Below are 13,626 nucleotides of genomic sequence, written 5' to 3' on the forward strand. Positions count from 1 at the left end.
CTGGGCGGTGCTCCTCGCCGGCCTCGATGCGCCGACCGCGGCGGCCGAGGCCCATCCGGACGCGGCGCCGCCCGGACCGGAGGAGGTGGAGTCGATGCCCAACACCACCGACGTCACGCTGCCTCCTCCGCTGTGGCTGCCCTGGGAGAAGGATGTGCATCTCGACCTGGTCTCCCGCGCGGCGCCCCAGGCGTGGGCCCTGGCCGCAGCGTGGGGTCAGGTACCCGGCGGGGTGCCGGCCACCGGGGACACCGCACCGCTGGCGACGGCCTCGGGCCTGGACCCCATGGACTACAAGTGGCCCATCGCACCGGTGAAGGTCGTGCGCCCGTTCAAGCCGCCGAAGCACCGCTACGGACGGGGCCACCGCGGGGTCGACCTGCGGGCCGTCCCGGGGACGCCCGTCTACGCCGCCGGGCCCGGGTTCGTCGCCTTCAGCGGTCCGGTGGCCTCGGTGGGGACGCTCTCCATCCAGCACACCCTGCGGCTGCGCACCACCTACCAGCCCCTCACCGCCCGCGTCCCGATGGGCACACCCGTGGTCGCCGGCACGCCCATCGGGTTGCTGTCCCCGGGTGGGCACTGCCTGCCGGCCTGCCTGCACTGGGGCGCCAGGACCGGGCTGCGGACCTACATCGACCCGACGCTCCTGCCGGACTTCGCGCCGGAGCTCAAGCCCCTGGACCAGCGTCGGCGCCGGCGCTGATCCGGCCCCGGCCCACGGAATGGGCAGGGGGCCGGTTCAGGCCCGGGGGTGGGCGCGCCCGAAGGCCTCGCGGAGGCGTTCCACCGAGACGTGGGTGTACACCTGCGTGGTGGCCAGGCTGGCGTGCCCCAGGAGCTCCTGCACCGACCGCAGGTCGGCCCCCGCGTCCACCATGTGCGTGGCCGCCGAGTGGCGCAGGCCGTGCGGGCCCATCCGGGGGGCGCCGTCCACGCCCTCGACGGCCCGGTGCACCACGCGTCGCACCTCGCGGGGGTCGATGCGACCGCCCCGCGCCCCCAGGAAGAGCGCGCCCGCGCTGCGGTCACCCACCAGGACGGGCCGTCCCCGGTCGGCCCAGGCCGCGAGCGCCTCGGCGGCCGGGCGGCCGAAGGGCACGACCCGTTCCTTGTCCCCCTTGCCCAGCACGCGCACGGTGCGCTCGGCGTGGTCGACGGCCCCGCGGTCGAGGCCCACGAGCTCCCCCACCCGGATGCCGGTGGCGTAGAGCAGCTCGAGCAGGGCGCGGTCGCGCAGCGCCAGCGCCGTGGTCACCGGGTCGTCCGGTGCCCCGTCCTGCCGCGGGGCCGCGCCGTCCGGCCCGGCCCCGCCGGGCCTGTCGACCGGCCCGGCAGCCACTGCACCCGAGACCACCGCCTCGGCCTGGTCCGCCCGGAGCACGCCGGGGAGCCGCCGCTCCCCCCGCGGCGAGACCAGGCGGGCCGAGGGGTCGGTGTCCAAGGTGCCGCGCGCCACCATCCAGCCGAAGAAGGCCCGCTGCGCCGCAGCACCCCGGGCGAGGGTGGTGCGCGCGAGGCCCCGGGCAGAGCGCGCCGCGGCGTGGGACCGCAGGTGGGCCAGGGTCACCCGGTCCCACCGGTCCACGCCCTGCTCCTGGAGGTGCTCGGCCAGTCCCCGCAGGTCGGTCAGGTAGGCCCGGACGGTGTGGGCCGAGCGGCCACGCTCGTGCTCGAGGTGGTCGCCGAACTCCTCCACCGCCCGCGCCAGGTCCGTCCGCATGCGGGACAGTCCACCACGGCGTCCCGGAACCTGGGTGCGTGGTGGGCCGGCCCGGCCCGGGCGGGGCCGGGCCGGCGGACGAGTGCACAGTACCGGGCTCCGTGCGTCAGCGGGTGCGGACCCACCCCCGGTCCGTGCGCTGCACCTGACCGGCGAGCGCCAGCAGCCCCAGGGCCAACTCGGCCTCGGCGAGGGACCGGCCCCCCGCGCGGGCCACCGCATCGGTGGTGGAGCCCCGCGGGCTGACGACGTCCCAGCACCACCGGTGCTCGGGCTCCACCGCGTCCCGGTCCGCCGCCGGCCCCACCGGTACCGGCGCGAGGGCGGCACCCAGGGGTGACAGGGCCTCCAGGGCCTCCTGCGGCGTGGTGACCAGGGTCGCCAGGCCATCGCGGACCACCTGGTGGGTCCCCACCGAGAACTCCGAGGTGACCGGGCCGGGCACCGCGGCCACCGGGCGGGAGCAGGAGTCCGCCCAGCGCGCGGTGGACAGCGAACCCGACCGCGCACCGGCCTCCACCACCAGCGTGCCGCCGGAGAAGGCCGCGATGAGGCGGTTGCGGGTGAGGAAGCGCCCCCGGTGGGGTGCACAGCCCGGGGCGGCCTCGCTGACCAGCGCCCCCTGCCCGGCGACCGCCTGGAGCAGGTCCGCGTGTGCCGCCGGGTAGGGGCGGTCCACTCCCCCGGCGAGGAAGGCCACCGTCGTGCCGGGCGCCGAGAGGGCGCCCCGGTGGGCTGCGGCGTCGACGCCGAAGGCTCCCCCGGAGACGACCGTCACCCCCGAGGCCGCGAACTCCTGGCTCCAGGTGCCGGCCACCGACTGGCCGTAGTGGGTGGCGGCGCGAGCACCGACCACGGCCACCGAGCACTCCAGCGCCTCGGCCAGGTGGGACCGGCCCCGCACCCACAGGCACACCGGTGGGTGCTCGAGGCGGTCGGCGCCGTCGGGCCACTCCTCGTCACCCGGCACGAGCACCCGGACGCCCAGGCGCGCGGCGCGGGCCTCCTCCTCGGCCGGGTCCCACTGTGCGAGCCGGGGCGCGAAGCGACCCTTCGCCACCGAGGGGTCGGCCACGAGGTGCTCCAAGGCGCGTTCGGGACCGAGCCGCTCCAGCAGGGCGGTGGCCTCCTTGTCGCCGGGTTCGGACAGGCGGCTCCACGCGGCACGTGCCGCGCGCTCGGGCGACCAGCGCGGGGTCGGGGCGGACGGTGCGCTCATGCCGCCTCCACCCCGCGCAGCACCACGGCCTGCGCCACGTGCTCGGAGGTCACCGCACCCCCGTCGGACAGGTCGGCCAGGGTGCGGGCGACCCGCAGCACCCGGTCCACGGCCCGCGTGCTGAGCACGCCGGCGGCGTGGGCCGTCCGGAGGCGGTCCAGGGCGGCGGGCGGAACGGCGTGGGGGCCGCGGCGCAGGACGCTGCCCGGGGCGTGCACGTTGAGCGACCACGGGTGCCCCGCCCAGCGTTCCCGCTGCCGCTGCCGAGCCCGCGCCACGCGCTCGGCCACCACCGCCGAGGACTCCGGGAGCTCGCGCGTCATCGGCCAGACGGTGGTGGGGTCCATCTCGACCTGCAGGTCGATGCGGTCGCGGACGGGGCCGGACAGGCGCTTGGCGTACTGCCGGCGCGTGGTGGGCGTGCACTCGCAGACCGCGCCCGCGGTGGCCCGCCGGCCCGCGAGGCCGCAGGGACACGGGTTGGCCGCCAGCACGAGCTGGAAGCGCGCCGGCAGCTCCACCGCCCCCTCCGAACGCAGCACCACCACGCGCCCCTCCTCGAGCGGCTGGCGCAGCCCCTCCAGCACGTCGCGCCGCAGCTCGGGGGCCTCGTCGAGGAAGAGCACCCCGTGGGTGGCCCGGGAGACCGCCCCGGGGCGGGCCCGCCCCGACCCACCCCCGAGCACCGCGCTCGCGGTGGACGCGTGGTGCGGGGCCACGAAGGGCCTCACCCGGGTCAGGCCCACAGGGGTGGCCTCGGTGACCGACGCGATGGCCGCGACCTCCAGTGCCTCGTCCTTCTCCAGCGGCGGCAGGATGCCGGGCAGCCGCCGCGCCAGCATGGTCTTTCCCGTGCCGGGCGCCCCGTGCAGGAGCAGGTGGTGCCCGCCGGCGGCGGCCACCTCCAGGGCCCGTCGGGCGGCCTCCTGGCCCACGACTTCGGAGAGGCAGGCGACCTCCTCGGCGGCCGGGGGTTCCGGCAGCGCGGTGGTGCACCCCATCGGGCGGCCGTGGGTGACGTAGTCCTCCACCAGTGCCGCCAGGTGGGTCACGGGCAGCACCTCGACGCCGGGCACGGTGCAGGTGGTGGTCCACGACGCCGCGGGCACCACGACCCGCTCGACCCCGGCCGCCCGGGCGGCGAGCACCGCCGGGAGCACGCCCGGGACGGGGCGGACCTCCCCGTCGAGCCCGAGCTCCCCGACGTGTGCGACCTGCTCCACCGCCCCGGCCGGCACGACACCCGCCGCCGCGAGGATCGCCAGGGCGATGCCCAGGTCGTAGCCCGTGCCCCGCTTGCGCAGGTCGGCCGGGGACAGGTTGACCACCACCTTGCGGCTGGGCAGTTGGATGCCGGCGTTGGCCGTCGCGGCCCGGATGCGGTCCGGCGCCTGCGCGCACGCGGCGTCCGGCAGGCCCCCGATGGTGAAGGTGGGCAGCCCCGCGCCCATGTCGGCCTCCACCTGGACCATCCGGCCGGTCACCCCCACCAGGCCCACCGCCCAGGTGCGCCCGAGGGTCATGACACGGCCCCCGGCACGTGGTGGACGGTCACCGGGCCCCCGGGCGGCGCGAGCACCCCCAGCACGTCGATGCGGACCTCGTCCCACCGGCCCGGGTGCGCCTGCAGCCAGGCCGCGGTGAGGCGCCGCAGGCGGCGCCGTTGCGCCAGGGAGACCATCTCCACCGGCTCGCCGAAGGCCGCCGTGGAGCGGGTCTTCACCTCGCAGACCACGAGGCGGGGCCCCTCGGCCACCACGAGGTCGATCTCGCCGTGGGCCCCGTGGCGCCAGTTGCGGTCGAGCAACTCCGCGCCGCGCTCCTCCCACCAGCGGGCGGCGATGTCCTCCCCCTGCCGCCCCAGGGCTGTGCGTCGTGCAGTCATGCCCCGCAGCGTGGCCCCGTGCACCGGCGCGCGGTGGGCGAGGGCGCCGGGCCTGTGGCTGCGCCCCCGGGCCGGTCCCCAGCATCGAGGCGCCTGTGGGCGGCCCTCACTCGGGCAGCGTCAGCTCCTGCGGCGCGAGCTCCTCCACGTTGACGTCCTTGTAGGTCATGACCCGCACCCGGGAGACGAAGCGCGCCGGACGGTAGACGTCCCAGACCCAGGCGTCGGTGAGGTGCACGTCGAACCAGGTGTCGCCCGGCTCACCGGCCACCTGCACGTCCACCTCGTTGGCCAGGTAGAACCGGCGGTCGGTCTCCACCACGTAGGAGAAGAGCCCCACGACGTCCCGGTACTCCTTGTACAGGGCCAGCTCGGCATCGGCCTCGAAGCGGTCGAGATCCTCCTCGCTCACTCACACCTCCCGGTCGTCGGCCCACGGAAGGTCCTCCGTGGTGCTCGTCCCATCCTGCACCCCGAGCCGCCAGGAACGGCGGTGGTGGGTGCTCGGTCCGCGCCGCTCCAGCGCCTCGCGGTGGTCGGCCGCGGCGTAGCCCTTGTTGCGGGCCCACCCGTAGGGCCACATGCCCGGCTGCCGGGCCAGGCCGGCCATGAGGCCGTCGCGCTCCACCTTGGCCAGCACGCTGGCGGCGGCCACCGAGGAGCAGGTGCGGTCGGCCTTGGTCCGGGTCACCACCGGGGGCGTGGCCGACATCGCGCCGCCGACGCCCAGGCCGGCCAGGAGCCCGTCGGAGAGTGGGTCGGTGAGCCAGTCGTGCTTGCCGTCGAGCAGCACCACGTCCACCTCCACACCACAGGCCTCGAGGGCCCGCCGCCCGGCGGTGCGCAGCGCGCCCATGATCCCCCGGGCGTCCACCTCGGCCGCCGAGGCGTGCCCCACGCCCCGCGCCACACCCCATCGGAGCAGCTGCGGCACGAGTGCCTCCCGGCGGGCGGCGCTGAGGTCCTTGGAATCGCGCACCCCCACCGGCGCGGTGCCCACGGCGGCGTCCACGACGACCACGCCCACGCTCACCGGCCCGGCCAGTGCCCCCCGCCCCACCTCGTCCATGCCGGCCACGCGCACGGCGCCACCGCGCAGCAGCTCGCGCTCGACGCGCAGGCTGGGCGTGGTGACGCCGGTGCGGGGACGCCCTGGGGCGCCCGGGGTCACTTCGGGTCGGGCACGTCGGCGAAGACGTCCTTGCCCGGCAGGGTGCCCACGTGGTCGAACGGCCAGATGACGACGAAGGCGCCACCGGTCACGCGGTCCATCGGCACGGTGCCGTGGTAACGCGAGTCGCCGGAGTTGGAGCGGTGGTCACCCATGACCCACAGGTGGTCCTCGGGGACCTTCTCGTCGAACTCCACCAGGCTCGGCGGGTTGCCGGGGAACACGTACGGCTCGTCGATGCTCTTGCCGTTGACTTGCACGCGGCCCTCGGCGTCGCAGCACTGCACCCGGTCGCCCGGCAGCCCGATGACGCGCTTGATGAGGTACTCGTCGCCGTCGCCGGGCAGCACCCCGACGAACTGGCCGGCCTTGTGCAGCAGCGACTTGTCCTTGGGCGTGCTGCCGAGCCACTGGCCCGGGTCCTGGAAGACGACGACCTCGCCGCGCTCCACTGCGAAGGGGGTGGGGCTCAGCTTGTTCACCAGCAGGCGGTCGCCCTCCTGGAGCGTGTTCTCCATGGAGCCCGAGGGGATGAAGAAGGCCTGCACGAGGAAGGTCTTGATGAGGAAGGCGAAGAACAGGGCCAGCGCGGCCACCACCACGGTCTCCCGCAGCGCGCTGAGGAAGCCCCCGCGCTCCTTGACCGCTTCCCCCGGGGTCGCCGGGTCGGCCTCGAGGGAGGTGGACCCGGTGGCCGGCTGGTCGTCGGCGGCGTGGTTCGGCTCGTGCTGCTCGGGCGGCATCGACTGCTCCTCGGTGTTCACGGGGCCCACCGTACGCGGGCCACCAGTTCGTCAGACCGCACCACACCGCCCCCCGGCGCGGCCAGGTGGGTGCGTGAGTCCGCGGAGTGCACCGCATTGTCCCCCACCACCCACCACTCGTCCTCACCGAGCACCACGTCGAAGCGCTGGTCGAGCCCCTCCCCGCCCGGGCCGTGGGCGGGCACCGGGGTGCCGTTGCGCACCATCGCGCCGTCGGTGCAGCACGAGACGCGGTCGCCGGGGGCGCCGACCACGCGCTTGACCACGTGCAGCCGCTCCACCCCGGGCGCACGGTCGCCCCAGGCGGCCGTGGCGTCGACGACGACCACGTCGCCCACCGCGACCGCGTCCGACGCCGCCCCCCCGAGCCCGCCCACGATGGTGCCGACCACGAGGTCGCCCGCCGCGAGGCCCGGCTCCATCGAGGGCCCGTTCACCCGGTAGGTGCGCACCGAGGTGGCCAGCACGAGGGCGGCGACGAGGGCCAGGGCCAGCAGGGCCCACCCGGCCCGTCGCCACGGCGAGCCCCCGGGCCGGTTCCCCTCGGGGCCCCGGACACGCCGGAGCCGCCCTCGTCGCAGGGACGAGGACGGCTCGGGCAGGGCGCTCACGGCGACCGGAGGGACGGGTGCCCGCCGGATCAGGCCTTGACGTCCTCGCGCTTCTCGCGGATGCGGGCAGCCTTGCCGCGCAGGTCGCGCAGGTAGTACAGCTTGGCGCGACGCACGTCACCGCGGGTCAGCACCTCCACCTTCTCCACCACCGGGGAGTGCACCGGGAAGGTGCGCTCCACACCGATGCCGAAGGACACCTTGCGCACGGTGTAGGTCTCGCCCACGCCGCGGCCGTGACGACGGATCACGATGCCCTTGAAGACCTGGGTACGGGTGCGGTTGCCCTCGATGACCTTGACGTGCACGTTGATCGTGTCACCGGCGCGGAACTCCGGGATGTCGTCGCGGAGGCTGGCGGCGTCGACGAAGTCGAGCTTCTGCATGATGCGTGTCGCTTTCCGTGGCGTGCGCGCAGGTCACGGCCACTGGGTCACCACGGTCTCCCGTGGTCGCTACGTGGATTCGCCGAGCGTGGTGCCCGGAGCTTCTCCCCCCTGCGGCAGGGGCCTGTCGGGCCGGTCGGCAGCGGCTCAGTCTGCCACAGGTGCGGCAGTCCCGGCCAGTCCGTGCTCCCGCCGGTAGGCCTGCGCCTGGTCGTGGTCCATCGCGTCCTCCGGCGCCCAGGCGGTGACGCCCTTCCAGCTGCGCGGGGCACGGTCGGCCGTGAAGACCGGCTGACGCCCCTCGCGGCGCTGGCGGCGGTAGTCCTGCAGCAGCCAGCCGGCCTTCGGGGAGAGCACGAGCAGCGACCCGATGGTGAGCAGCGCCAGCAGCGGGAAGAGCACGTCGGCCAGCGTCCACAGCAGGGTCGGCTCGAGCACGCCTCCCAGGAAGGTGAGCACGACGAAGACCACGCCGAAGGCCTTGTGCACGGCCTTGTTGCGGGTCAGGTAGTGCACGTTGGACTCGCCGTAGTAGTAGTCCGCGAGCACCGAGGAGTAGGCCAGCACCACGAGGATGGCGCCGAGCACCACGCCGCCCCAGCTGCCCACGGCGTCGACCACGCTGTCGTTGGCGATGGTGACGCCCTCGGCATCGGGCTGGCCACCCAGCAGCGGGTTGGCCGAGAGCACGATGAACGCCGTGATGGAGCAGACCACCAGGGTGTCGAGGTACACGCCCAGCACCTGGGCGAAGCCCTGCTTGACCGGGTGGGAGACCGAGGCCGAGGCGGCCGCGTGGCCACCCAGGCCCATACCGGCCTCGTTGGAGAACATCGCGCGGCGCACGCCCTGCAGCACCATGGTGCCGAAGGCGCCGGCCACGGCCTCGCGCACGCCGAAGGCCCGCCCGAAGATCTCGCCGAACACCTCCGGGACGTGCTGGACGTTCGTGACGACGATGACGCCGCCGAGCACCAGGTAGGCAGCGGCCATGAACGGCACCATCCACTCGGTCACCTTGCCGATGCGGCGCACGCCGCCGAGCACGACGGCGGCGGTCAGGGCGGCCACGACGGCGGCGCTCACCCACTTGAGCGTGGTCCCGCCGTTGTCACCGGCGGAGTTCACCACGGCCTGCGTGACGGTGTTGGCCTGAAGCATGTTGAACGAGATGCCGGCGCACACGAGCACCATCACGGCGAAGAGGACACCGCCGGCCCGCGAGCCGAGCGCCTTCTCGTAGGTCACCGCCCCGCCACCGCGGTAGGCGTCGCCGTCGCGCACCTTGTACAGCTGGGCGACGGTGGACTCCACGAAGGCGGTGGCGGCGCCCAGCAGGGCGGTCACCCACATCCAGAAGACGGCACCGGCGCCACCCAGGGCCACGGCCGTGGCCACGCCGGCCACGTTGGCGGTGCCGATGCGGCCGGCCGCAGAGATCGAGAAGGCCGCGAGGGTGGAGACGCTACGGTCGTTGCCGTGCTCGTCCTTGAGCGGTGGGTCCAGCAGCGTCCGGAACATCTCCGGCAGCATCGTGAGCTGCACGCCACGGGTGATGACAGTGAACACCACCCCCGCCAACAGCACCACGGGGACCATCGGTCCCCAGATCCACTCTCCGGCTGCGACGAGCCGTTCCTGCAGGGCCTCCACGGGCGCTCCCTCCCGGCCCCGCGTCATCGAGGCCTAGTGGTCCAGATCGCCGGCCAGCATGTCAGGTCGCCGCGCGGCGGTGCGAGTCACCCTCTGCTCGTGGCGCCAGGCGGCGATGCGGGCGTGGTTGCCCGAGAGCAGCACGTCCGGCACGTCGTGGCCGCGCCAGGAGGCCGGCTTGGTGAACACGGGGTACTCCAACAGCCCGTCCTCGTGGGACTCCTCCACGAGCGACTCGGCGTTGCCGATGACGCCCGGCACGAGGCGTGCGATGGCCTCGGTCATGGCCAGCACGGCCACCTCGCCGCCGTTGAGCACGTAGTCGCCCAGGGAGAGGACGCGCAGGTCCACGCGCCGGGAGTACTCCAGCACCACGCGCTCGTCGATGCCCTCGTAGCGACCGCAGGCGAACACCAGCCAGTCGGCGCCGGCGAGCTCGCGGGCCACGGGCTGGGTGAAGCGGTCACCGCCGGGGCCGGGCACCACGAGCACCGGGGTGCGCGTGGGGTCGCTGGCCAGCACGTGGTCGAGTGCCTCCCCCCACGGCTCGGGCTTCATGACCATGCCGGCGCCGCCGCCGTAGGGAGTGGCGTCCACAGTGCGGTGGCGGTCGTGGGTGAAGGCGCGCAGGTCGTGGGTGTGCACCTCGAGCAGGCCGTCGCGCTGCGCCTTGCCGATGAGGCTGAGGTCCAGCGGAGCGAGGTACTCGGGGAAGATCGAGACGACGTCGATGCGCAGCGCGGCGCGCGAAGCCTCGGACGCGACCTCCTGCGGGGCGGCCGCGGTGAGCGGGGTGCGGGTGGCCGGCATCAGTCGAGCGGCTCCAGCAGACCGGCGGGCGCGGTGACCACCACGACGCCCTCCTCGAGGTCGACCTCGGGCACCAGCTCGGCCACGAACGGCACGAGCACCTCGTGCCCGGCGGTGGTGGTGAGCTCCAGCAGGTCCTGGGCCGGGCGCAGGTGGAGGTCCTTCACCGTGCCGAGCGGGGCGCCCTCGGCGTCGACGGCACGCAGGCCGCGCAGGTCCTCGGGGTAGAAGCCCTCGTCGTCGGGGTCGGCCTCCGCGGCGGCCACGAGCACCACGCCGCGCAGCCCCTCGGCACCGGTGCGGTCGGTGACCTCCTCGAAGCCGAGCAGGGTGACGCCCTGGTGCACCCGGCGCGAGGCCACGGTGAGGGGGCCCTCCTCGGCCGGCACGGTGGCGATGCGCTCCCCCACGGCGAACCGGACCTCCGGCTCGTCGGTGTGCAGCTGCACGGTCACCTCACCGCGCAGGGCGTGGGGCTTGCCGATGCGGGCCAGACGCACCATGCCCTCGGGGATGGTGCCGCGCTCGCGGTTGCTGTGCTGTGCCATGTCGTCCTCGGTGGGTCCGGCGCGGTGGGCTGGGTCGTGGTCGGGTGGTCCGGGGCCGGCACGCGGCGGTGCTCACGCCACAGGGTCCGGGCGCGCGCGTGGCCCGGTACCGCGAAGGTACCGGGCCACGCGTCACACGTCGGTGTGGTGCCGGGTCAGGGCCGGTCGGTGTCGACGATGTCGACCCGCACCTGGCGCCGCTCGCCGGCCAGTGCCTGGACCACGGTGCGCAGGGCACGCGCGGTCCGGCCGGAGCGACCGATCACCCGCCCCAGGTCGTCGGGGTGGACCCGGACCTGGAGGGTCTCGCCGCGTCGTCCCTCGACGGTCGTCACGTGGACGTCCTCGTCGTGGTCGACGATGCCGCGGACCAAGTGGTCGAGCGCCTCGGTGAGCACGATCAGGCCTCGTCGGCCTTGGCGTCCTCGGCGGGGGCCTCGGCGGCCTCCTCGGCCTTCGGCTCCTCGGCGGCGGGGGCCTCAGCGGCCTCCTCGGCCTTCTTCTTCTTGGGGGTGGGCGCGGTCGCCGGGGCGTTCTCCGCGTCCTTGAGCGCCTGCTCGAAGAGCTCCTGCTTGGAGGGCTTGGCCTCGCGGGTCTTCAGGGTGGCGGCGTCGCCCTCACCCTTGAACTTGGCCCAGTCGCCGGTGACCTTCAGCAGCGCCTCGACCTGCTCGGTCGGCTGCGCGCCGACGCCGAGCCAGTACTGCGCGCGCTCGGAGTCGATCTCGATGCGCGAGGGCTCCTCGGTCGGGTGGTACAGACCGATCTCCTCGATCGCGCGGCCATCGCGCTTCTGGCGCGAGTCCATGACGACGACGCGGTAGAACGGTGCACGGATCTTGCCCATGCGCTTCAGTCGGATCTTGACTGCCACGTGAGTGGAACTCCTGTTTCGAATCGGGTGGGGTCCGGGGGCCATCCGGTGGGGTCACGGTGACGCCCGACGCCCGGGACTTGCTCCGTGCCGGTGAGAGGGTCCGGCACACAGCGAGTACCGGCCAATGATGCCAGACGCCTCCGCGCCCGCCCAACCCGGGCCTCACCGGCGCGGCGCCCACTCCTCCACCGTGAGGCCGTGGGCCACGTGGTCGCGCCAGGCCTCGGCCCCGTCCGGGCCCGGGACGTACAGCATCCGTTCCACCAGGCCCTCGCGCCGGAAGCCCACCTTCTGCAGCACCCGCAGGCTGGCCGCGTTGTCCGGCTGCACGTTGGCCTCCACCCGGTGCAGGCCGAAACCGCCAGTGGGGCCGCCACCGGGTCCCGGGTCCGGGGCCACCGGGGTGAACGCGAGGTCCACCACCAGCCGCAGCGCCCGGGTGAACAGCCCCGTCCCCGCCCAGGGGTCGAGGGCGTCGTAGCCCAGGGCGGCGCTCTGGAAGCGGCCCCGCACCGTGTTCATGACGTTGACCCGGGCCACGATGCCGTGGAGCGGTCGACCGTCCGGCGCGCAGCCCGGCCGGTCGGTCCCGGGCCACCTCCCCTGCCCGGCCAGGTCCTCGGCGGCCTGCTGCGGGTCGCGCAGGCGCACCAGCACCATCCGCTGGGACTCCCCCTGGGCCGCCAGGCGCGCCCGGAAGTCGCCGGGCACCACCGGGTTGAACCGGCCGACGCGTGCGGCCGAGGCGTCCCCGGCCACCGTGTACTCCGCCTCGTCCTGCGGCACGAGCGTGGCGGCCACGAGCTCGCCATCGGTGGCCACCAGGCGGTGGGTGGGCGTGTGCGACGGCAGCACGGGAGGCTCAGCCACCGTGGCGCACGCCCCGCAGCACCACGTGGGCCGGCGCGGACAGGGCGCGCACGTCGCGCCGCGGGTCGTCGGTGTACACCACCACGTCGGCGCTCGCTCCCTCGGTGAGGCCCTGGTGGCCCAGCCACTCGCGGGCCTCCCAGGTGGCGGCACCGATGGCCTCGGTGGGGGTCATGCCCACCTGCAGCATCGCCTCCACCTCGCGGGCGATGAGGCCGTGCGGCAGCTGGCCCCCGGCATCGGTGCCGGCGTAGATGCGCACCCCGGCCTCCCGGGCCAGGCCGACGGTCTCGAAGCGGCGCGCGTAGAGGTCGCGCATGTGCGCGGCGTACGCGGGGAACTTGGCCTGCCCGGCCTCGGCGAAGGCGGGGAAGTTCTCGATGTTCACCAGCGTGGGCACGATGGCGATGTCCTGCTCGGCGAAGATCCGCACCGTCTCCTCGGTGAGCCCGGTGGCGTGCTCGATGCAGTCCGTGCCCGCGGCGGCGAAGTCCAGCAGCGACTGCTCGGCGAAGCAGTGCGCCGTCACTCGCGCGCCCTCCTCGTGGGCGGCGGCGATCGCCTCGGTGAGCACCTCCACCGGCCACAGGGGGCGCAGGTCGCCTACCTCGCGGTCGATCCAGTCGCCCACGAGCTTCACCCAGCCGTCACCGGCCCGCGCCTCGGCCCGCACGTACTCCACGAGCTGGTCGGGCTCGATCTCGTGGGCGAAGTTGCGGATGTAGCGCTTGGGCCGGGCGATGTGGCGGCCGGCACGCACCAGGCGGGGCAGGTCCTCGCGGTCGTGGATCCAGGAGGTGTCCACCGGCGACCCGGCATCGCGCAGCAGCAGGGCCCCGGCCTCGCGGTCGGTGACGGCGTGCTCCTCGGCACGCTCGGGCGTCACTCCCCCCTCGGCCTCCAGGCCCACGTGGCAGTGGGCGTCCACGAGGCCAGGCAGCACGTAGCCCTCGAGGCGCTCGACCTCCAGCGAGGCCGGGGGCCGCTCGAAGGTGAGGTGGCCGTCGACCACCCACGCCTCGGGGTGCACCTCCTCGGGGCCGCAGATGACCTGGCCGGTGAGGTGGAGGACGGGCTGCGCGGGGGCACTCATGGGCTCACCGTACGCC

16 protein-coding genes and 1 pseudogene are annotated in these 13,626 nt (G+C 74.8%); 1 reads left to right on the top strand and 16 read right to left on the bottom strand.

What is annotated here, in order from left to right:
* On the top strand, nucleotides 1-706 hold a 706-nt coding region (locus tag ACFFHC_RS02105; protein ID WP_379802649.1), incomplete at its 5' end, for a M23 family metallopeptidase.
* A gap of 36 nt (nucleotides 707-742) precedes the next feature.
* On the opposite strand, the gene ACFFHC_RS02110 is transcribed toward ACFFHC_RS02105, so the two are convergent.
* The 16 genes and pseudogenes from ACFFHC_RS02110 to ACFFHC_RS02185 form a co-directional block, all read right to left on the bottom strand.
* Nucleotides 743-1,723, bottom strand: coding sequence for a tyrosine recombinase XerC (locus ACFFHC_RS02110; protein ID WP_379802651.1), 981 nt, complete (start codon nucleotides 1,721-1,723; stop codon nucleotides 743-745).
* Between the two features lie 106 nt (nucleotides 1,724-1,829).
* A complete protein-coding gene (dprA, locus tag ACFFHC_RS02115) occupies nucleotides 1,830-2,942 on the bottom strand; it encodes a DNA-processing protein DprA (RefSeq protein ID WP_101849431.1) in 1,113 nt (370 codons plus the stop codon).
* On the bottom strand, nucleotides 2,939-4,465 hold the full coding sequence (locus ACFFHC_RS02120; RefSeq protein ID WP_070705653.1) for a YifB family Mg chelatase-like AAA ATPase: 1,527 nt from the start codon (nucleotides 4,463-4,465) through the stop codon (nucleotides 2,939-2,941). The genes dprA and ACFFHC_RS02120 overlap by 4 nt, the downstream gene beginning before the upstream one ends.
* Nucleotides 4,462-4,827, bottom strand: coding sequence for a YraN family protein (locus ACFFHC_RS02125; protein ID WP_070705652.1), 366 nt, complete (start codon nucleotides 4,825-4,827; stop codon nucleotides 4,462-4,464). Before ACFFHC_RS02125 ends, ACFFHC_RS02120 begins: the two co-directional genes overlap by 4 nt.
* Before the next feature lie 106 nt (nucleotides 4,828-4,933).
* Nucleotides 4,934-5,239: a DUF2469 domain-containing protein gene (locus ACFFHC_RS02130; RefSeq protein WP_070705651.1), complete on the bottom strand. Its 306-nt coding sequence runs from the start codon at nucleotides 5,237-5,239 to the stop codon at nucleotides 4,934-4,936.
* Nucleotides 5,240-5,998, bottom strand: coding sequence for a ribonuclease HII (rnhB, locus tag ACFFHC_RS02135; protein WP_238138153.1), 759 nt, complete (start codon nucleotides 5,996-5,998; stop codon nucleotides 5,240-5,242).
* Nucleotides 5,995-6,762 carry a signal peptidase I gene (gene lepB / locus ACFFHC_RS02140; RefSeq protein WP_238138152.1) on the bottom strand — a complete coding sequence of 256 codons (768 nt, stop codon included), beginning with the start codon at nucleotides 6,760-6,762 and terminating at the stop codon, nucleotides 5,995-5,997. Before lepB (ACFFHC_RS02140) ends, rnhB begins: the two co-directional genes overlap by 4 nt.
* On the bottom strand, nucleotides 6,759-7,373 hold the full coding sequence (lepB, locus tag ACFFHC_RS02145; RefSeq protein ID WP_379802659.1) for a signal peptidase I: 615 nt from the start codon (nucleotides 7,371-7,373) through the stop codon (nucleotides 6,759-6,761). The genes lepB (ACFFHC_RS02140) and lepB (ACFFHC_RS02145) overlap by 4 nt, the downstream gene beginning before the upstream one ends.
* A gap of 29 nt (nucleotides 7,374-7,402) precedes the next feature.
* Nucleotides 7,403-7,759 carry a 50S ribosomal protein L19 gene (gene rplS, locus ACFFHC_RS02150; protein ID WP_070704691.1) on the bottom strand — a complete coding sequence of 119 codons (357 nt, stop codon included), beginning with the start codon at nucleotides 7,757-7,759 and terminating at the stop codon, nucleotides 7,403-7,405.
* 147 nt (nucleotides 7,760-7,906) lie between these two features.
* Nucleotides 7,907-9,412 (bottom strand): alanine/glycine:cation symporter family protein, encoded by a 1,506-nt coding sequence (locus ACFFHC_RS02155; RefSeq protein ID WP_379802662.1) that lies wholly within the window; start codon nucleotides 9,410-9,412, stop codon nucleotides 7,907-7,909.
* Nucleotides 9,413-9,466: 54 nt separating this feature from the next.
* Nucleotides 9,467-10,150 (bottom strand): annotated as a pseudogene (trmD, locus tag ACFFHC_RS02160) (tRNA (guanosine(37)-N1)-methyltransferase TrmD); the annotation flags it as partial.
* A gap of 71 nt (nucleotides 10,151-10,221) precedes the next feature.
* On the bottom strand, nucleotides 10,222-10,770 hold the full coding sequence (gene rimM, locus ACFFHC_RS02165) for a ribosome maturation factor RimM (RefSeq protein WP_379802665.1): 549 nt from the start codon (nucleotides 10,768-10,770) through the stop codon (nucleotides 10,222-10,224).
* A 155-nt stretch (nucleotides 10,771-10,925) separates the two neighbouring features.
* Nucleotides 10,926-11,168: an RNA-binding protein gene (locus tag ACFFHC_RS02170; RefSeq protein ID WP_070704700.1), complete on the bottom strand. Its 243-nt coding sequence runs from the start codon at nucleotides 11,166-11,168 to the stop codon at nucleotides 10,926-10,928.
* Nucleotides 11,169-11,170: 2 nt separating this feature from the next.
* The gene (gene rpsP / locus ACFFHC_RS02175) at nucleotides 11,171-11,644 is read right to left on the bottom strand and encodes a 30S ribosomal protein S16 (RefSeq protein WP_379802668.1); all 474 of its coding nucleotides are present in this window, start codon (nucleotides 11,642-11,644) and stop codon (nucleotides 11,171-11,173) included.
* A 165-nt stretch (nucleotides 11,645-11,809) separates the two neighbouring features.
* On the bottom strand, nucleotides 11,810-12,502 hold the full coding sequence (locus tag ACFFHC_RS02180; protein WP_101849425.1) for a GNAT family N-acetyltransferase: 693 nt from the start codon (nucleotides 12,500-12,502) through the stop codon (nucleotides 11,810-11,812).
* A 7-nt stretch (nucleotides 12,503-12,509) separates the two neighbouring features.
* A complete protein-coding gene (locus tag ACFFHC_RS02185; RefSeq protein ID WP_379802671.1) occupies nucleotides 12,510-13,610 on the bottom strand; it encodes an amidohydrolase family protein in 1,101 nt (366 codons plus the stop codon).
* Nucleotides 13,611-13,626: the final 16 nt, after the last annotated feature.

Source organism: Kytococcus schroeteri, assembly GCF_042433515.1.
In the GTDB taxonomy this organism is placed as follows: Bacteria; Actinomycetota; Actinomycetes; order Actinomycetales; family Dermatophilaceae; genus Kytococcus; species Kytococcus schroeteri.